This is a genomic window from Corynebacterium sp. HMSC08D02 (assembly GCF_001807505.1).
Classification (GTDB): Bacteria; Actinomycetota; Actinomycetes; order Mycobacteriales; family Mycobacteriaceae; genus Corynebacterium; species Corynebacterium pseudogenitalium.
The window spans coordinates 177,892-196,786 of record NZ_KV789237.1 but is presented as its reverse complement, the minus strand read 5'-3'; the positions used below and the strand labels follow the sequence as shown (position 1 = coordinate 196,786).

Sequence of the window (18,895 nt, the reverse complement as noted above, 5' to 3'; positions counted from 1 at the left end):
AACCGTCCGCCCCGCGGACAACCACGAAGCCGAAACCATCGGTTACGACGTCGGCTCCGGAGTCCACGCCGCGGACAACCGCGACCACGAAACCGTCCGCCCCGCGGACAAAGAAGGCACCAACTCTGGACACTGTCGTTGAGGGAGCGACAGAGCTCCGTGGTGGGGCTGATCGTGCAGGTCAGACGTTAACGGTGTCAGTGACTGGCCAGGGCGAAAGCTCTGTTCAGGCGGACAGTAAAAAGAGGTGGAGTCTTCGGTTGTCGCAGCCGCTCAAGGCAGGAGACATCGTGAAGGTTCGTGATGCTGCCGGCAACGAAACGAAAATGACTGTTCAAGCGAAACCGACGGCAGCACCTATGCCAGGCTCTTCGAAGGGCAGCATCGTTGGTATCGTGCTCGGAATCTTGGCGGTGTTGATCGGTGGTGCTGTCGCGTTCGGGCTGCACACGGGTATGTTGAAGCTGCCCGGGGTGCTGCATCGATGAGGTGAGGCTCGGCCGTAAAACCTAAAAGGTAGTAACAGGATTGTAGTAATCCCTTTTTCCCCTCCCAAAATCCGGATTACTACAATCCTGTTACTCCCATTTGCGCAAAGGGCGCTGATGAGCCGAGCTGGTCGGCGCCCTGCCGAGCTAGTCCTTCTTGGCCCCAGACCCAGACTCAGAATCGGAGTCTTCGGCTTCGTAGCCGTCGGCCCAGGTGCCGGTTTCGTAGTCGTAGCTGACGTTTTCGCCGTCCTCGTTGGTGCGCTGGTACCAGTCGGTGACGTGGGCGGCGGTGGAGTCGAAGTCGGCGCCGGCGCCCTTGCCTTCGTCGGCTTGGTTTACGGTGAGTTCGAAGTCGTCGCCGTATTCTTCGAGGCCCTTGATCACAGCGGCGCGCATCGCGGAGCGCGCGTAGGTGTTGCGGATCGCGAGTGGGTCGGTGGAGAGATCCCGCAGGAAGGCGATGCCGATGAAGATCAGGATGACGGAGAAGGGCAGCGCGGAGAGAATGGTCAGGGACTGCAGGCCGGACAGCGCGTCTTCGCCGCCGGTGAGCAGCATGACGACGGCGATGCCCATCATGCACGCACCCCAGAACAACACGATGAGCTTCTTCGGCGCCGGGTCGCCCTTGGAGGACATGGTGCCCATGACGACGGAGGCGGAGTCGGCGGAGGTGATGAAGAAGATCGAGAGGATGACGATCAGGAGGGCGGACGTCAGGCCGTAGAAGGGCAGCTGCTCGAACATGGCGTAGAGGACGCTTTCGGTGGAGCTGGTGCCGTCGAAACCTGGGATGTTGTCCCGGTTGAAGGAGATGGCGGTGCCGCCGAAGATGGTGAACGCGAGGATGAGCACGGTTGTCGGTACGACGATGGTGACGATGACGAACTGGCGCAGCGTGCGGCCGCGGGAGATGCGGGCGATGAACATGCCGACGAACGGGGTCCAGGCGATCCACCATGCCCAGTAGAAAGCGGTCCAGGCTGCCTGGAAGTCGAGGGTTTCAGAGCCCCAGGTCAGTGAGCGGGACGCCATGTCCATGTACTTGTCGACGTACGCGATCGTGCCGGACGGGATCAGGTTCGTGAGAAACAGGGTCGGGCCGGTGACGAACACGAAGAAGATCGCGCCGAGTGTCAGGGTGATGTTGATGTTGGAGAGGATGCGCACGCCCTTGGACACGCCGGAGACGGCCGAGATCATGAAGCCGGTAGACAGCAGCATCACGATGGCGATGAGCACGCCGGTGGACACCTCGATGCCGCCGACGATGGAGACGCCCTCGGTGATCTGCAGGGACGCAACGCCGAGGGAGGCCGCGGTGCCGAAGAGGGTGGCGACGATCGCGAGGATGTCGACGATCTTTCCGGTCCACGCGGCACCACCCTTGGTCAGCGGGGTGAAGATGGAGGACATGAGGGAGACGCGGCCGCGGCGGTACGTCGAGTAGGCGAGGGCACCGCCGACGAGTGCGTAGGCTGACCACGGTGAAACGCCCCAGTGGAAGTGGGACTGCGCCATGGCTTGGTGCAGGGCTTCGGGGGTTTCGGCGTCGACAGTCAGCGGTGGTGGGGTGATGTAGTGGTTGAGGGGTTCGGAGGGGCCGAAGAAGAAGATGCCGACGCCAATACCTGCCGCGAACATCATGGCGATCCAGGAGAAGAAGGAGTACTCCGGTTCCTCGTCGTCCTTGCCGAGCTTGATGGTGCCGAAGCGTGAGAACGCGATGACGAGCATCAGGACGACGCAGCCGGACATGATGATGTTAAACAGCCAGCCGAAGTTGTACATGCCCCAGTTCAGTGCGTTGCCGGCGACTTCGCCGACGGTGTCTGGGGCGGCGATGCCCCAAATGATGAACGCGACGATGAGCACCGCTGTGACACCGAAGACGAGTTTGTCCACCCCGAATCGGTTGCGTTGTTCTTCTACGCTGATCCCGGGGACGAGTCCGGGGTGCATGTCGTCGGGGTAGGCGGGTGCAGCATTGGTGCTGGACATGAGGTGCTCCTTGAGATTGTGAGTCTCTTAGTTAACCGCATCCGGGACGATATGGCTAGTTGGGTCCGGACGTTTTCGGCGGTTGATAGCCAGGAGGAGCAGCGTTGTACCGATGGTGAATGCGGAAGAAAACGCCAGGTCAACCCACCCAAGCTCGGTGGGGCTGGCGTCGGGTTCGATGAAGAAAACAGAGATATTATTAAACGCGTGCATCACCACTGCGGCCTCGAGTCCGCCGGTGTACCAGACAAGGGCGGAGACGCAGATGGTGAACACGAGGATGTCGGTAAGTCCGATCCAGTTGTACTCGTGCAACGCCACGAAGGGGATGACCGGTACCGCGTACGCCACCCACGGCGAGCGCACCCACGTGCCGACGATCTGGGGGATAGCGCCGCGGAACATGAACTCTTCCGACGCCGCCTGAAACGGCGTGATGAGCACGTACATCAGCAGGATTGGCGTGAGGTCGATGTCTTCCCACGGCGTGGTCAGGCCGAACAGTACCAGCATGACCAGGCTGCTGCGAAGCACGATTGGCCAGCGCACGCGGCCCGCCACGCTGACGAGCAGCGCCGGATCGCGTCCGGCCACCCGTGCTGCGAGGAACGCCGCCGGCAGCGTCAGCGCAAGGCTGAGCACGATGGCCAGCTGAGATTCCATGTCGCCGGTGGCGTCCAGGAAGAAGAAGGCAGCCAGCGTCAGCGTGAGGAAGAACGCTACGAGCAGCAGCGCCTCTATGAGCGCGCGCCACCACGGCCGTTCAGCGGCGAGGAGGTGGTACTCAGGGTAGGGCTGCAACGGCGACCTCCAGCGCGATGCTCGCGGAAGCACCCGGGATCAGGGTCACGCCGCGGCGGTCTTCGCCGAGCAGCGCTGGCTCCACGCACACGAAGTGCGCCCAGTCGTCGTCGCCGAGGTCCTCGGCGTCGCGGCAGACGTCGGGGCCGGGGTTCCACACCACGAGGTGGTCGGTGCCGGTGCAGGTAAACGTGAGCTCGCGCGTGGCGTCGCGGAGGACGGCGCTGGTCGCTCCGGCAATCACGGCGTCGGTTTCGTTGCCGAAGCGCAGCGGGCCCTCCACCGTCTTCAACTCGCCGTCGGTTTTGTCGAGGAAGCGGGAGCCTTGGACACCCGAGAGCTCCGCGGTTGCCGCGTCGCAGGCCCAGTAGGGGTGCAGCGCGATCTGGACGGGCCGCGGGGTGGTCGCCCCGTTGGTGATGGTCAGTTCGAAGCGCGAGCGGGCGTCGTCAAGCTGGCTGCGGAAGACGAGGTGGAAGTTGTCGTGGCTCACGCGCATCGTGTCGCCGTCGTGTTGCCACTCGAGGCTGGTTGCCCAGCCGTGCATCTGCTCGCCGAGGGTCTGTGCGAACCACGGGGCAACAACTGGGATGCCTCCGTGGGCCGGATTGTGCTGGGAATGAAAAAACAGTGGTTGCGTCACGGCTCCCAATGCTAGTGGGGGTATAGCATGAGGGCCATGTCTCTGTTTGCTTCCTCTCTCCACTGCGTTGATGTCCCCTTCGAGCGCGAGGGGGTGCAGCTGTTCGCGCGCATCGTGCGCAGCGCCACGACCGCGAAGGACGCGCCGGCGCTGCTCTTCCTCCAGGGCGGCCCAGGTTTCCCGAGCCCACGCGAGCGCTTCGAGTGGATCGAGTACGCCACCAAGCGCGGCTACCAGGTGGTGCTGCTGGATCAGCGCGGCACGGGCCGCTCCTCCCGCATCGATCGCGCCATGCTTGGCGACGCCACCATCGACTTCACCCGTCTTCGCGCCGACGTCATCGTGGACGACGCGGAAGCGCTGCGCCGCACGCTGGGGCTGGCGCAGTGGGACGTGCTGGGCCAGTCCTTCGGCGGGTTCTGCCTGGTGCACTACATGCTGCGCTACCCGGACTCGCTGCGTGCGGCGCTGTTTACGGGTGGGTTGCCCTCGATCAGCAGGGGCGTGGACGAGGTGTACGAGGCGACGTTCGCCACCGTGCGGGCCCGCCACGAGGAGCTCTTCGAGGCAGTGCCGTGGGCGCAGGAGCGCATCGCGGAGGTGTGCGAGCACCTCGAGCAGCGCGAGGAGTTCCTGCCAACCGGGGAGCGGCTGAGCGCGCGGCGTTTCCGGACCATCGGCACGCTGTTGGGGCAGGAGGGCGGCGCAGGCACGATCGCGGCGCTGCTCGAGGCCCCCTTCCACCCGAATGGTGCGATGCGCACGGACGTGCTTGCGCAGATCGGCGCGCTGGTCAGCTACGAGTCTGGCCCGCTCTACGGGGTGATCCACGAATCCATCTACGGCGGTACCGTACCGGGTGCGACCGCGTGGTCGGCGCAGCGCGTCGCCGAGCGCACTCCCGGCTTCGGCGCCGGCGAAGGGTTGCTCACCGGCGAGCACGTCTTCCCGTTCCAATTCGACGAGGACCCGGCGCTGCGCCCCTTCAAACAGGCAGCGCACGAGCTGGCGGCCAAGGACGATTGGCCCAACCTTTACGCCGGGGCTGCAGGGTTCAACGCAGCCGACCACGGGATTCGGACCGCGGCGGCCGTCTATACGCAGGATATGTACGTGCCGCGCCAGTTCTCCCTCGAGACCGCCGAGGCACTCGGCATCAACGTGTGGGAAAACGACCAGATGCAGCACGACGGGTTGCGCAGACACGGCGAGACCGTGCTGGGTGCGCTGTTAGAAATCGTAGGCGTCTAGCTCGACGGCGCTCGGGTAGGAGGGCTGCGCGCCGGGCTTCGTTACAGCGATCGCGCCGACCTTCGCCGCGACCTTCGCGGCCTCGTCCAGGGTGTCGCCCTCAACCAGGCGGTGGCACAGCGCGCCCGCGAACGCGTCACCAGCGCCAACCGTGTCGACGGCCTCCACCCGAGGCGTGGCCACCGGGCGCAACCCATCCGCGTCGGCGATGAGCGCCCCGGCCGCACCGAGGGTGAGCACGACGGAGGCGAAGCCGGCGTCGAGAAGCTGCTGGGCCAGCTGCTCCGGGGGCTCCTGCGGGGAGACGCCGAGCTGCTCGAGGATGAGGCCGGCCTCGTGCTCGTTGGCGAGCAGCGGGTCGGCGGCGAGCAGTGCTGCGCGGTCCACCTCCACGACGGGGGCAAGGTTGACCACGACGCGCGCACCGTGGGCCTGCGCCAGCTCGACCGCCTTGGCGAAGCCGTCCGCGGGGATCTCGCCCTGCAGCAACACGAGTGAGGCGTCCTCGATGGCGGCGACGTGGCGCTCAACGTGGTTCGCGTCCACCTCGGCGTTCGCGCCGGGCACGACCAGGACGGTGTTCTCGCCATCGGCGGCCACGGTGATCACAGCAAGGCCGGTGACCTCCTCTTTCTGCTCGACGTGGGTGAGGTCCACACCCGCGACCTCCAGGAGCGCGAGCGCCGGTGCCGCGTTCGAGTCCTTACCAACCGCGCCGACTAGCGCCACATGCGCGCCCAGCTTCGCGGCTGCGCACGCCTGGTTGGCGCCCTTGCCTCCGGCGGTGAGCCCGCCGCCTTCGCCCAGTAGGGTTTCGCCCGGGTTAGGGTGGCGGGCAACGTTGACGGTGAGGTCTGCGTTAATGGAACCAACTACTACGATCTTCATACCCACCCACAGTAGCGCCTAAAACATGCTGTCGATGAGGCGCCGCGTGTATTCGTGCTGCGGATTACGCAGGACGTCCTGCGTGCGGCCCTCCTCCACGATTTCGCCCTCGTGCATCACGATCGTGCGAGGGCACAGCGCGCGCACCACGCCGAGGTCGTGGGAGACGAACACGAGGGTGGAGGCGAGCTCGTCGAGCAGGGTGAGCACCTGGTTACGCAGGGTGGCGTCGAGGGCGGAGACGGGCTCGTCCGCAAGCAGGATATCGGGGGTGGCGGCGGTCGCGCGCGCGATAGAGATGCGCTGGCGCTGCCCGCCGGAGAACTCGCGGGGCAAGCGTCGCTCGGTGCCCTCGAGGCCCACCGCGGCAAGCACCTCGCGGGCCCGCCGCGTATCGACGCCCGCCTCCTCCACCGACGCCCCGACCCGCATCCGCGGGTCCAGGGAAGAGTAGGGGTCCTGGAACACCATCTGGCAGCCGCCGTTGATGCGGACCTCCCCGGAGTCGACGCCGCGCAAGCCCGCGATGACGTGCAGGAGGGTGGTCTTGCCGGAGCCAGAACCGCCCACGATGCCGATGCGCTCGCCCCGGCGGACCTCCAGGTTCACGTTGCGTAGTGCTTTGGTGGTGCCGCGGGTGACGGAGACGTCGCGAAGCGTGACCACGGGCGCGCCTACCTCGCGTGGCGCAGTCGCGAGCGTGGGCAGCGTCGGGTTGAGCAGTTTGCGCGAGTAGGCGCTGTCCGTCGGCTCGATCGACCCAGCGCGAAACACCAGAACTTCCTGCGTCATGTGCCTGACCACCGGCATGTCGTGGGAGATGAACAGCAGCCCCATGCCGCGGCGGCGGACCACGGCGTCGATGAGGTCCAGGATCTGGCGTTGGACGGTGACGTCAAGGGCGGTGGTGGGCTCGTCGCAAAGCAAGAAATCGGGGTCGCCGGCGAGGGCAAGCGCGATGAGCACGCGCTGGCGCTGCCCGCCGGAGAGCTCGTGCGGGTAAGCCTCGGGGCGGTCGACGCCGACTTCCTGCAGCAGGTGCCGCGGCACGACCTTGCCGATCTTCTTGAGCGGGTCGAGTGCCGTCATGGGTTCTTGGAAGACCATTGCGACGCGAGAGCCGCGCACGCGGCGGCGGGTCCGCTCGGAGGTGCCGATCATTTCGACGCCGTCGACGGTGATGGAGCCTTCCGCGGGGAGGTCCGTGAGCCCCATGATGGACAGCGCCGTGAGTGACTTGCCGGACCCGGACTCGCCGATGATGCCGAGGCGCTGGCCGCGCTCGAGCGTGAAACTGATGCCGTGCAGCAGGCCCTCGATGCGGAGGTTAGAAACGTTGATCACGGTGGCCTCCTGCTACGTTGCACGCGAGAATCGTCAGCGCGATGGCCAGCGCCGGCCACAGCGCAAGGTGCGGGGCTGTGGCCAGGTAAGGCTGGCTGGCCTGCAGCATCCGGCCCCAGGACGCAAAGGGCGCCTGCACACCGAAACCGAGGAAGGACAGGCCCGACTCGGCCAGCACCGCCATGGAAAACGCCACCGCGATCTGGGTGATGACCACCGGCAGGATGTTCGGCAGCACGTGGCGCCACGCCACCATAATCCCAGGCACCTTGTTCAGGCGCGCGGCCAGGATGTAGTCCTGGGACATCACGCGAAGCGTGGCTACCCGCGAGACCCGAACGAACCCGGGGATACCCGCGATGCCAAGGGCGAGCACCACGATCCACATGCTGGCGCCGAATGCAGCGGTCAACGCGATGGCCAGCAGCAGCGCCGGAAACGCCATGAGCACGTCGCTGCCGCCCATGACGGCGCGCTCCGTCCAGGAGCGTCGCATGCCCGCGAGCACCCCGAGTGGCACGCCCACGAGCAGGGAGAGCGCGGCGGCACCTGCGCTCGCAGCAACGGTGTAGCGCGCGCCCATCATGATGCGCGAGAGTAGATCGCGGCCCAGCTCGTCGGTGCCGAGCAAGTGCGTAGCGCTTGGTGCGGCGAGGCGCTGCGCCGGCATGGCCTGCAGCGGGTCGTAGGGCGTCCACACTAGGGAGAGCACCGCCACGAACACGATGGCCCCCAGCGTTATCCACCCAGCTATTCGTTTCGGGTTCACTTCGCCCTCCTGACACGCGGGTCAACGACCCCGTAGGCGATGTCCACGAGCGCGTTGACCAGTAGCGTAAACGCCACCAGCAGCATCATCGTGGACTGCACCGCTGTGATATCGCGGTTGCGCACCGAGTCCAGCAGGAAAGAGCCAAGGCCGGGGATGGCGAAGACTTGCTCCACAACCACGGCGCTGACCACCAGCGCGGACAGCTGGATCCCCACCACCGTGAGCACCGGCAGCGCGGCGTTGCGAAGCACGTGCTCGCGCACCACCTGCGTCATGCTCGCACCGGTAGAGCGCGCGGTGCGCACGTAGTCGCGCTCGAGCTCCTCGGAAACCGCGGTGCGGATATACCTCGCCAGGATCGCCGTCTGCACGGCGGTCAGCGACAGCACCGGCAACACCGCGTGCGCAGCCGTGCCCCACCCGTTGGCAGGCAACCAGCCCAAACGCACCGAGAACACCGCCACGGCCACAATGCCGACAACGAAGCTCGGCACCGCCATGCCCAGCTGCGTCAGCCCGGACAGCACCGCACTGTTTCGCCGCGCCAGCCAGATCCCGACAGGAAGCGCGATGGCCAGCGACAACACCATCGCAGCCACCGCCAACACCAGCGAGACCCCCGCGCGCTGCCAGATCACCGGACCCAGGTCCGCGCCGCTGGCCAGCGACACCCCGAAGTCACCGCGCAGCATCGCCGCGATCCAGCCCACGTACTGGGCCACCAGCGGGCGGTCCGTCCCCAACGTGTGCGACAGCTCCGCCACCGCTTCATCCGAGGCGTTGAGCCCAAGCGCGATGCGCGCCGGGTCGCCCGGGATGGCCCGCAGCAGCAGGAAGATCACCACGCTGGCCGCGGCGAGCAGCGCGAGCAGCCGCAGCAGTGTTGACGCAATGCGTTTCATCGGCGCACCTCGTTCAGTGGCAGGGAATCGGTGACCACGTTCGGGTCAAGCCCGTGCACGCCCGGCGCGTAGAGCACGATGTTCGGCGCGTTGACCAGGGTGAGCGCCCCGGCATCCGCCATGATGGTGTCCACCGCGGCCCGCAGGTCGCCTTGCGCCATGAGCTCGCGGGCGTGCGCGGAGTCGTAGCCGAAGTAGTAGTCCGGGTTGCCGAACATGTGCACCATGTCGCGCGGCTCCACGTGCGAGATAATCGACGCCTGATAGTCGTGCTGCTTGTGCACCTTGTTCAGCCACACCGCCGGGAACTCGACGGTGTGCAGCGTGACGCGGAAGCCGACGCTGCGAAGCTGGGAGTAGATGAGCTCGCTGGCGGTCTGCGCGTACGGCAGGCTGGGCACCTCGATGGTGACCTCAGGGGTGCGTCCGGCGAGCAATTCGCGTGCCTTGTCCGGGTCGAAGGGGTAGTAGTTGGTGCCGGTAAACCACGGGTCGGTCGGTGGGACGGGCGCGCCGCCAGTGTCGGTGGCGAGCCCGTTGTAGACCACCGCGTTGAGCGCGTCACGGTCGATGGCGTAGGCGGCGGCCTGCCGCACGGTGACGTCGTCGAAGGGTGCGGCCTTGTTGTTCATGCTGAAGACCACCTCGCCGTTGGTGGTACCGACGGCGGTGGTGATGTCTTCAGGCAAAGCGTCGAGTAGCTGCGGCGCCTGCATCGCCCACACGACGTCCACATCGCCGACGCGCAGCGCGTTCACCGCAGCGATGGCGTCGCCGAAGTAGCGGATCATGGCCCCGCTTTGCGGCTTTGTGCCCCAGTAATCGGGCCGCGGGTCGAAGGCAATCGAGTGGCCGGGCTCAAACGAGCGCAGCGTGTACGGCCCGGTGCCCAACGGGTTTCGAGCGAGCCTTCCCACGGAGTCGGGCGTCATCATCGCACCCGTCATCGTTCCCATGGACCACAGCCACTGCTCGCTCGGTGCCTTCAGCGTTACCTCGAGCGTGCGCGGGTCCACCGCGCGCGCGGATGCGACCGGGTCCATGTTCTCCTTGATGCCGTTGACCCAGGAGTCCTTCACATAGTTGATGGAGAAGACGGCGTCGCTGGCGTCGAAGGGGGAGCCGTCGGAAAAGGTCACGCCCTCGCGCAGGTCGAAGGTGTAGACGGTGCCGTCGTCGCTTACACGCCACGAGGTCGCCAACCACGGCTGCGGTTCGCCGTTGGCGTCGATACGCACGAGCGTCTCGTAGATGTTGCCCATCAGCGCCTGGGGTGCCGCGGCACCACCGATGGAGGTGAAGTCGAGGCCCGCAGGGGGCCCTTGCGTTGCGACGACCACATCCTCCCTGGGCGTCGCGGGACCACACGAAGCGAGGCTCAGTCCGAGCGTGGCGCCGAGCGCGGACGCCATCAGCCCGCGCGACAGGGTGCTGAAATGCATGAGTGTAGAGTCTAGCGGTCCCAGACTCCTGCGAGAATTTCCATCGAACGCAGCGCCTCTTCATGCGTTGGGGCCTGCAGCGAAATCATCAACTCGTCCGCGTGCGCGGTGGCGGCGAAGTCGGTGAGGTAGTCGCGGACCTGATCACCGGTACCGGCCGCGGTGTAGCGCAGCATGCCAATAATCTGTTGGCCCTGTGGGGAGCGCACAACCTCGTCGAGCTGCTCGTCGTTGAGCATGGTGCCGCGGCGGCTGATCATGGCGCGCACCCGGTTGCGGTGCACCAGGTGGGTCTGGCGCTCGGCGTCCTCGGCGGTGTCCGCGGCGGTGACGTTTACGGCCGCGATGCAGTAGGGCTCCGGGTAGCGCTCGGACGGCTCGTAGTTCTCCTTGTAATACGCCGTGGCCTGCTCCAGCATGTTGGGCGCGAAGTGGGAGGCAAACGAGTACGGCAGACCGAGCTTCGCTGCGAGCGACGCCCCGAACATAGAGGAGCCGAGGATGTACAGCGGCACGTTGGTGCCTGCGCCCGGCACGGCGGTTACTCCGGCGAGTGGGGAACTATCGCTGAGCCAGGCCTGCAGCTCCAGCACGTCCTCCGGGAAGTGCTCGGCCGCCCGCGGGTCGCGCCGCAGGGCGCGGCCGAGCGTTTGCTGGTCGGTGCCCGGGGCGCGGCCAAGCCCGAGATCAATACGGTTCGGGTAGAGCTCCTCGAGCATCCCGAACTGCTCCGCAACCACGTACGGCGAGTGGTTCGGCAGCATCACGCCACCCGCGCCGAGCCGGATGCGCTCGGTCTTCGCTCCGATGTGGGCGATGAGCACCGAGGGCACCGAGGAGACAATGCTGTGCATGTTGTGGTGCTCGCTGTACCAAATACGAGAGAACTCCAGCGATTCCGCCTTCTGTGCGAATGCAACGGAGCGCTGCATTGCGTCGGCGACGGACTCGCCGGAGTATCTGGTGCAAAAATCAATCAGTGAGAGTGGGGTAGACATGGCCCCACACTACGCGTTGACGTCCTCCGCGTGTTGCTTCGGGCGGGCCAGGTCCACGACCAGGCCAATGACGAACGCGACGACCACCGGCAGGACCCAGCCGAGGCCCGCGGAGTCGAGCGGAGCCCACGTCACCAGCGGACGCAAGGCGTCGGCGCCCCAGTCCAGGGAAATGAAGGTCTCGATTGCGGACCAGACCACAGCAACCCAGATCGGCAGGAAGAACGCCCAGCGGAAGGTCAGGCGGCGCTTGAACGCTGGCTCGACCAGGGTGACGAAGATCAAGGCAATGGCCGGCGGGTACAGGAAGCCGATGACCGGTGCGGCAATCGTCATCACGAAGTCCAGGCCCTGGGTCGCGATGACCATCGAGGCGATGGTGAAGATGACCGCCCACGTGCGGTAGGCGCCGCCAAACTCGGTGGAGAAGTACTCTGCGGTCGCGGTGATTAGGCCGACTGCGGTGGTCAGGCAAGCCAGCAGCACGATCAGTGAGAAGATGACCTGGCCCGCCTGGCCCATCGTCAGGTTGGAGGCTTCAGCCAGCAGGCCTGCGCCGTTATCGAACTGGTCGGAGTCCGGCATCACGCGACCGATCATGCCCAGCCCGACGTAGATGAGTGCCAGCAGCGCGCCCGCACCGACGCCAGCTGCGATGGTGCCGTTGACCAGCTTCTTGCCCTCAGGGAAGCCCTTCGAACGCAGCGTGGAAATCACAACAATGGAGAAGGCCAGCGCGGCGATGGAGTCCATCGTCAGGTAGCCCTCCAGCAGGCCGGTCGGGTACGGGCCGGACTGGTAGTGCTCCGAAGGGGCGGAAGGCTCTACGTCCCAGCGGAACAGCGAAACGGCGATCATCACGACCAGCAGGATGACCAGCGCCGGAGTGAGGAACTTACCGAGCTTTTCCATGATGGTGTTCGGGTTCCAGCTCAGCGCCAGGGCAATGCCGAAGAAGATGACGTTGAACACGCCCGAGGCGAACAGGCCGGACACACCGAACAGCGGGGTGATGGCCGTTTCCATCGACACCGCGCCGGTACGTGGCAGCGCGTAGAACGCGCCGATGGACAGGTAGGCGAGCACCGGGAAAACGACACCGAAGATGCTGCCTGCGCGCTGCGCGAGGTCGCGCACGTTCGTGCCGGACAGTGCAATCGCGATGACCGCCAGCACCGGCAGCAGCGCGCCGGTACTGAGGAAGCCGAGGATGGCAGGCCAGAAGTTATCGCCTGCCTGGACGGCCAGGATTGGTGGGAAAATCAGGTTGCCGGCACCGAAGAACATGGAAAACAGTGCCAGCGCGGTGACTACGACCGCCTGGGTGGAGTTCCCCTGTTTCGTGCCCGTTTGAGCGTTCTGTGTGTGGTCCATTGCCACACAGTACAACACACAGCGAAAAAATGGGAAATCTTTTCCATTCTGTGAGACGTTTATACGAGTGTTTCGATCGCCCTCAACGGAATCTCCACCCAATCTGGGCGGTTGTTCGCCTCGTACACCACCTCGTACGCAGCCTTATCCACCACGTACGCTGCAAGAACCGGGTCCTCGCTCGCGGGGGCAGTGCCGTAACCCTCCAACAGCTTTTCGACGTGCTCCCGCTCCCAGGCAGCGTCAAACCCGCCCACAGCCGCGGCGTACCCGTAGGAGCGGATCATCCCAGCTACGTCCCGCAGCGGGTGATCCGGCAGACGGCGCTCCTGCAGCGGACGGGCTGGCTCGCCCTCGAAGTCGATGAGGAACCACTGGGAATCTGTCTTCAGCGTCTGTCCAAGGTGGAGGTCGCCGTGGACGCGCTGCGTGGTCAGGGGTGTCGTGGCGGTGGTGGCGGAGCTAGCGTCGAGAAGCGAGTAGAGCTTCAGGATGCGCTCGCGGTACTGCTCGAGCACCGGCGCGCGCTGGATGTAGGAGTCCAAGTGGTGCGTGAGCCGTGTGCGCAGGGACGACGGGCTGGCGGTCTCGGTGGGGAAGGCCTCGGCGAGCGCGGTGTGCACCTGGCGGATCGCCGTGCCGAGCGCCTTGGTGTCGCTGGTGTCGAGCGTGCCGCCTGTGGCGAGCACGAAGCCGTCGGTGCCGCCCACGATGCAGTCCTGCTGCATCGCAAGGGTCTGGCCGTCGCGGGTAGCGTAGCCGCGCACCGCGGCGACCGCGGGGCAGTCCGCGATCTGGCTCAGCAGCTCCACGTCCGGGTTCAGCCCGTCCTCGAGGCGGCGGAATACCTTCACGATGTGCTCGCCGACCACCAGCGAGGTATTCGATTGCTCGGCCCCGAGCGGGCGCGCGCCTGCGGAGTCGATGGTGCCCTCCACCGCGCCAAACGTTGCGACGTTGGCCAGGTAGGCCTCGGCGCCTTCGGGGGTGTGCAGGACGTCGTGGGTGCCGGTGGCGTCGACAAACACTTGGTAGTGGTCGACCGTGTCGCCGTGGTGCACCGCGAGGATCTGCCAGGTGAAACGCTCACCGGTGGTTGGGGAGGTGACATCTTCCGCGGCGACGACGTCGATGGCGTCGACCGGCTCGGACTTCGCGCCGTAGAAGCGCTGCTCAGCAATATCAATCATGTGACCAATGTTAGGAGATATCGAACCAGAAGAAGCCATGCGGCGCGAGTGTGCTCAGCCACGGCAGCTCACCGATGGCCGGGAACTCCTCGCCGCCGGTCAGCTCGCGAGGCACCACACCGTTGTAGTGCGACAGGTCCATCTCGACGGCCTGCGGGCGCGAGGACATGTTGTGCACGCACAGGATTCGCTCGCCCTCATACTCGCGTATAAACGCCAACACCTGCGGGTTTGCGTGATCCACCTCTATGTAGGAGCCTCGGCCGAACGCGCGGTATTGCTTGCGGATCATGATCATCTGGCGCACCCACTGCAGCAGCGAGTTCTCCAGCTTCATCTGGGATTCGACGTTGACAATGTCGTAGCCGTACTGGTCGTTGCGCACCGGCGGCAGGTAGAGCCGCTCCGGATCCGCCTTGGAAAAGCCACCGTTGCGGTCGTTCGACCACTGCATCGGGGTGCGCACACCGTCGCGGTCAGGCAGCCAGATGTTGTCGCCCATCCCGATCTCGTCGCCGTAGTACAAAAACGGCGAACCGGGCAGGGACAGCAGCAGCGCGTGCGCCAGCTGCAGGCGCCCGCGGTGCCCACCCAGCAGCGGAGCAAGGCGCCTGCGGATGCCCACGTTGGCGCGCATCCGCGGCTCGAACGCATAGTTCTGGTACATGAACTCGCGCTCCTGGTCCGTCACCATCTCGAGCGTGAGCTCGTCGTGGTTGCGCAGGAACATGCCCCACTGCGCGGACTCCGGAATCGGCGGCGTCTCGCGCAGGATATCGACGATCGGCTGCGCCAGCTCCTGGCGAATCCCCATGAAAATGCGCGGCATGACCGGGAAGTGGAACGCCATCTGGCACTCGTCACCCTCGCCTTCACCGAAGTAGGCGACGACCTCCTCCGGGAGCTGGTTCGCCTCCGCGAGCAGGAAACGGCCCGGGTACTCCTCGTCGAACAACGCGCGGACCTTCTTAATGAACTCGTGCGTCTCCGGCAGGTTCTCCGAGGAGGTGCCCTCGCGCTCGAAGAGGTACGGGATGGCGTCGAGGCGGATGCCGTCCATCCCCAGATCCAGCCAGAAGCGGATGACGTCCAAAATCTCCTGCTGGACCGCCGGGTTGTCGTAGTTCAGGTCAGGCTGGTGGGAGAAGAAGCGGTGCCAGAAGTACTGCTTGCGCACCGGGTCGAACGTCCAGTTGGACTCCTCGGTGTCAATGAAGATGATGCGGGTCCCGGCGTACTTCTCCGGGTCATCCGACCACACGTAGTAATCCCCGTACGGGCCCGACGGGTCGCGGCGAGACTCCTGGAACCAGGGGTGCTGGTCGGAGGTGTGGTTGATCGGAAAGTCTGTGATGATGCGGATCCCGCGGCGGTGGGCGGCGTCGATAAGGGAGACGAAGTCTTCCACCGTGCCGAACTCCGGCAGCACCTTGCGGAAATCCCGGATGTCGTAGCCGCCGTCCTTCAGCGGCGAGTCGTAGAACGGTGGGATCCAGAGGCAGTCGACGCCGAGCCACTGCAGGTAGTCCAGCTTGGACTCCAGGCCCTGGAGGGTGCCGGAGCCGGTGCCGTTCGGGTCGAAGAAAGCGCGGACCAGCACCTCGTAAAATACTGCGTCCTTGTACCACTCCGGGTCAGGGCGCTCCCACGGCTCGGCGGCCGGGGTGGGTGGGGAGAAGGCGGTGGCCTGCGGGGTAGGAAGTTTGTCGTTTTCGTTCATGCTTCCTCACAGTAGCTTGATTGCCTCAGCCATGCGCTGGACGGCTTCCTGCAGGATCTCGGGCGAGGTGGCGAAGTTGAGGCGCGCCTTGTGCGCGCCGCCGGGCCCGAAGCTGGTGCCCTCGTTGAGCGCCACGCCCGCGTGTTCCAAGAGCCATTCGGCCGGGGTCTCGGTGGTGAGCTTCGTGCCGGAAAAGTCCACCAACAGCAGGTAGGTCGCCTCCGGGACGGGGAAGGTGATGCCGGGGATCTGCTTCGGCAGCTCCTCGACGAGCCAGTCGCGGTTCGCCCGCAGCTGCTCTACCTGCTGGTCTAGGTACTCGGTGCCCTGCCCGTAGCAGGCCTCCGCAGCCACGATGCCCAGCGTGCCCGTGCCTTCCTTTGTGATGTTGGACAGCGCGTTCCAGGTAGCCACGTCCTCATCGTTGGAGAAGAGTATCTGCGCGCACTTCAGGCCTGCCACGTTCCAGGCCTTCGACGTCGCCGTGATCGTGATGCACACGTCCGGGTTGTGCTCGGCGGCGCACACGTGGCTGCCCTCGTAGACGATCGGGGCGTGGATCTCGTCAACGATGACGCGGCCCCCGTAGCGGCGCGCGATGTCGCAGATCGCGTCGAGCTCCTCGCGGCTGAAGATGTAGCCCCACGGGTTCATCGGGTTGGTCACGATAATGGAGCCGGCACCGTTGCGAAACGCCTCCTCGACCTCTGCCAGGTCCAGGCCGCCCTCGCTGCCGACGTCCACGCGATTGCGCCCCGCGGTTGAGGCGATCTCGAGGAAGGGGAAGTACGCCGGCACGGGCACGATGACGTCGCCTTCGGTGAAGTGCTCGATCGCAAGCAGCACGCCGCGCACCACGTCGGGGACAGTAAAGATGCGTGCAGGGTCCGGCCGCCAGCCGTAGCGCTGGGCGTAAAACTCGGAGACGTTCTTTGCCAGGCACTGCGCGCGCGGGGCGGGCGTGTAGCCGAGGCATTCGCGTTCGACGGCGTCGAGCACCGCCGCCTTCACAGGCGGGGCGGTGGGGAAGTCGCTTTCGGCGATAAACAGTGGCAGCACGTGCTCGTCGTGCACGGTCCACTTGCGGGTACGGCGGTCGCGGAGGGTGGAAAGGTCTGGGAACTTCATGTCCCACGACTGTAGTCAGGCCACCCTCACACGCCACAGGCCCGCGAGGTTGCTACTCCTCCTCGCTGTCGTCGGTGTGGAAGCCGAAGGCCTGTAACCTGGCACGATCCGCCGCCGAGGAGGACGCGGTGAGCCGCAGTAGCTCTGAATAAATACCGCCGGAGACCGCAAGCTCCGCAGGGGTGCCAATTTCGTCGATGCGGCCGTCGCGCAGGGTGATAATGGTATCGACATCCGCGATGGTGGATAGTCGGTGCGCGATCATGATGGTGGTGCGGTCCTCCATCAGCGCGTCGAGTCCTGCCTGCACGGCGCGCTCCGCCTTCGTGTCGAGGGCGGAGGTGGCTTCGTCGAGAATCAAGATCGGCGCGTCCTTCAACATCGCGCGCGCGACCGCGACGCGCTGGCGCTGCCCGCCGGACAGGCGCAGGCCACGCTCGCCGATGACGGTGTCGTAGCCTTCGGTGAACTTCATGATGAAGTCGTGCGCGTTGGCACGCTTAGCCACCGCGACCACCTCGTCCATCGTCGCGTCCGGCTTACCGTAGGCGATGTTCTCAAACACCGTGCCCGAGAACAGCGCCGCCTCCTGGAACACCACGCCCGTGGTCGCGCGCAGCTTTTCGACGCCCAGCTCCGCCAGATCCTGCCCGCACACCTTCAGGGTGCCTTCCTGGATAGGGTAGAGGCCCAACAGCAGGTTCACGATGGTGGACTTGCCACCGCCGGACTCTCCGACCAGGGCGACCTTCTCTCCAGCGTGGGCGCGAAAGCTCATGTCGTGGATGACGGGCTCGCCTGGCTCGTACTCGAAGGTGACTGAGTCGAACTCCACGACGGGCTCGTGGACTGGCAGCGGGCGGTGCTTTACAACGGTGAGCTCCGGCACACCTGAGGTCTGGGTCGCGGCGACGAGCTCGCGGTTCGCGGTGGGCTCCACCAGCTCGTCCATGACCTGGAAGTAGTCGCGGGAACCAGCGACGGCGCGCTGGGCACTGTCGACGATCCAGCTCAGCATCATCACCGGCTGACGGGCCATGGTGATCAGCTGGATGAGCATGACCATGTCGCCGATACTGAAGTGGCCCTGGATGGTGCGCACGAACAGGATCATGTAGATCCCCATGAAAATCAGCGACATCGCCAGCCCGCGCAGGGCGTCCATGGAGTGCCACCAGCGCGACTGCGGGCGGGTGATGCTCACCGTGTTGTTGTAGTGGTTGCCGAACTTGTCCAGCTCGCGGACCTCCGCCACGTATGACTTGGTCACCTTGACCTGGCCGACGACCTCCGCGAAGCGCCCGTTCGCTTCGTCGATCTGCGCGTTCTTCTCCGCCTCCCACTTCTGCCACCGCTTCGAGGTCAGCGCCGTCAGCCACGTGTAGATGGGGAAGAGCGCCAGCAGCAGCAGGGTCAGCGGCCAGTAGTAGAAGGACGTGATGATAAGGATGGCGATGATCTGGATGATCATCGGCAAGAAGTTGTTGGAGAAGGACTGGATGAACTGCGTCACCGTGGCAATCGAGCGGTCCAGCCGGGCGATGATGGTGCCGGTGACCTGGGTGTCGAAGTAGCGCTGCGGCAGCGACAGCAGCTTGGCGAAGTAGCGGGTGGACAGGATCTGTCGGATCCGCGCCGCCATGATGTCGCCGAGGTAGCCGGAGACGTTCTTCGCCAGCCCACTGAGCGAGGTCGCGATGAACAGCGCGAATGCGAGCCACAGCACGGTGCGCACTGGGTCGGCGGGCGCGTTGGCTGACTCGTTGATGGCGTCGACAATTGTGTCGGTGGCCTCGCGCACGATGAAGGGAGAAATCAGCCCGAGGCCTGCAACAACCGTCGAGATGATGACGATGGCGAGGTAGAACGGCCACAGGGCGGAAGCGCTTCGTAACACACGGGTGAGAGATTGCATAGATGGCCCAGCGTAGCGCGGCCGGGTGAAACTCG

16 protein-coding genes are annotated in these 18,895 nt (G+C 65.7%); 2 read left to right on the top strand and 14 right to left on the bottom strand.

What is annotated here, in order from left to right; genetic code table 11:
- Positions 1–290: 290 nt before the first annotated feature.
- Positions 291–488 carry a hypothetical protein gene (locus HMPREF3170_RS04365; RefSeq protein WP_141742198.1) on the top strand — a complete coding sequence of 66 codons (198 nt, stop codon included), beginning with the start codon at positions 291–293 and terminating at the stop codon, positions 486–488.
- Between the two features lie 147 nt (positions 489–635).
- On the opposite strand, the gene HMPREF3170_RS04360 is transcribed toward HMPREF3170_RS04365, so the two are convergent.
- The 3 genes from HMPREF3170_RS04360 to HMPREF3170_RS04350 are packed head-to-tail and all read right to left on the bottom strand — an operon-like array spanning position 636 to position 3,936.
- Positions 636–2,492: a BCCT family transporter gene (locus HMPREF3170_RS04360; RefSeq protein WP_070478031.1), complete on the bottom strand. Its 1,857-nt coding sequence runs from the start codon at positions 2,490–2,492 to the stop codon at positions 636–638.
- Positions 2,493–2,519: 27 nt separating this feature from the next.
- On the bottom strand, positions 2,520–3,293 hold the full coding sequence (locus tag HMPREF3170_RS04355) for a CPBP family intramembrane glutamic endopeptidase (RefSeq protein WP_070478030.1): 774 nt from the start codon (positions 3,291–3,293) through the stop codon (positions 2,520–2,522).
- Entirely contained in the window at positions 3,277–3,936 is a 660-nt protein-coding gene (locus tag HMPREF3170_RS04350) for an aldose epimerase family protein (RefSeq protein ID WP_070478029.1), read from the bottom strand. Before HMPREF3170_RS04350 ends, HMPREF3170_RS04355 begins: the two co-directional genes overlap by 17 nt.
- A 36-nt stretch (positions 3,937–3,972) precedes the next feature.
- Here HMPREF3170_RS04350 and HMPREF3170_RS04345 point away from each other — a divergent pair, with 36 nt between their 5' ends.
- The gene (locus HMPREF3170_RS04345; protein WP_070478028.1) at positions 3,973–5,187 is read left to right on the top strand and encodes an alpha/beta fold hydrolase; all 1,215 of its coding nucleotides are present in this window, start codon (positions 3,973–3,975) and stop codon (positions 5,185–5,187) included.
- On the opposite strand, the gene HMPREF3170_RS04340 is transcribed toward HMPREF3170_RS04345, so the two are convergent.
- Genes HMPREF3170_RS04340 through HMPREF3170_RS04290 form a run of 11 tightly spaced genes read right to left on the bottom strand, consistent with a single transcriptional unit; the run spans position 5,167 to position 18,860 of the window.
- Positions 5,167–6,075, bottom strand: a complete 909-nt coding sequence (locus HMPREF3170_RS04340; RefSeq protein WP_070478027.1) for a ribokinase — start codon at positions 6,073–6,075, stop codon at positions 5,167–5,169. The genes HMPREF3170_RS04345 and HMPREF3170_RS04340 overlap by 21 nt on opposite strands.
- An 18-nt stretch (positions 6,076–6,093) precedes the next feature.
- Positions 6,094–7,419, bottom strand: coding sequence for an ATP-binding cassette domain-containing protein (locus tag HMPREF3170_RS04335; RefSeq protein WP_070478026.1), 1,326 nt, complete (start codon positions 7,417–7,419; stop codon positions 6,094–6,096).
- Positions 7,403–8,188, bottom strand: a complete 786-nt coding sequence (locus HMPREF3170_RS04330) for an ABC transporter permease (protein ID WP_070478025.1) — start codon at positions 8,186–8,188, stop codon at positions 7,403–7,405. Before HMPREF3170_RS04330 ends, HMPREF3170_RS04335 begins: the two co-directional genes overlap by 17 nt.
- On the bottom strand, positions 8,185–9,093 hold the full coding sequence (locus HMPREF3170_RS04325) for an ABC transporter permease (protein ID WP_070478024.1): 909 nt from the start codon (positions 9,091–9,093) through the stop codon (positions 8,185–8,187). The genes HMPREF3170_RS04330 and HMPREF3170_RS04325 overlap by 4 nt, the downstream gene beginning before the upstream one ends.
- Complete coding sequence (locus tag HMPREF3170_RS04320; protein WP_070478023.1) at positions 9,090–10,535, bottom strand: ABC transporter substrate-binding protein; 1,446 nt, start codon at positions 10,533–10,535, stop codon at positions 9,090–9,092. Before HMPREF3170_RS04320 ends, HMPREF3170_RS04325 begins: the two co-directional genes overlap by 4 nt.
- An 11-nt stretch (positions 10,536–10,546) precedes the next feature.
- Positions 10,547–11,533 carry an LLM class flavin-dependent oxidoreductase gene (locus HMPREF3170_RS04315; protein WP_070478022.1) on the bottom strand — a complete coding sequence of 329 codons (987 nt, stop codon included), beginning with the start codon at positions 11,531–11,533 and terminating at the stop codon, positions 10,547–10,549.
- Between the two features lie 9 nt (positions 11,534–11,542).
- Positions 11,543–12,907, bottom strand: a complete 1,365-nt coding sequence (gene brnQ, locus HMPREF3170_RS04310) for a branched-chain amino acid transport system II carrier protein (protein WP_070478052.1) — start codon at positions 12,905–12,907, stop codon at positions 11,543–11,545.
- 59 nt (positions 12,908–12,966) lie between these two features.
- Positions 12,967–14,097: a phosphotransferase gene (locus HMPREF3170_RS04305; RefSeq protein ID WP_083290859.1), complete on the bottom strand. Its 1,131-nt coding sequence runs from the start codon at positions 14,095–14,097 to the stop codon at positions 12,967–12,969.
- 10 nt (positions 14,098–14,107) lie between these two features.
- Positions 14,108–15,817 (bottom strand): maltose alpha-D-glucosyltransferase, encoded by a 1,710-nt coding sequence (gene treS / locus HMPREF3170_RS04300; protein WP_070478021.1) that lies wholly within the window; start codon positions 15,815–15,817, stop codon positions 14,108–14,110.
- Between the two features lie 6 nt (positions 15,818–15,823).
- Positions 15,824–16,945 carry a MalY/PatB family protein gene (locus HMPREF3170_RS04295; RefSeq protein ID WP_070478020.1) on the bottom strand — a complete coding sequence of 374 codons (1,122 nt, stop codon included), beginning with the start codon at positions 16,943–16,945 and terminating at the stop codon, positions 15,824–15,826.
- 52 nt (positions 16,946–16,997) lie between these two features.
- On the bottom strand, positions 16,998–18,860 hold the full coding sequence (locus tag HMPREF3170_RS04290; protein ID WP_070478019.1) for an ABC transporter ATP-binding protein: 1,863 nt from the start codon (positions 18,858–18,860) through the stop codon (positions 16,998–17,000).
- Between the last annotated feature and the right edge of the window lie 35 nt (positions 18,861–18,895).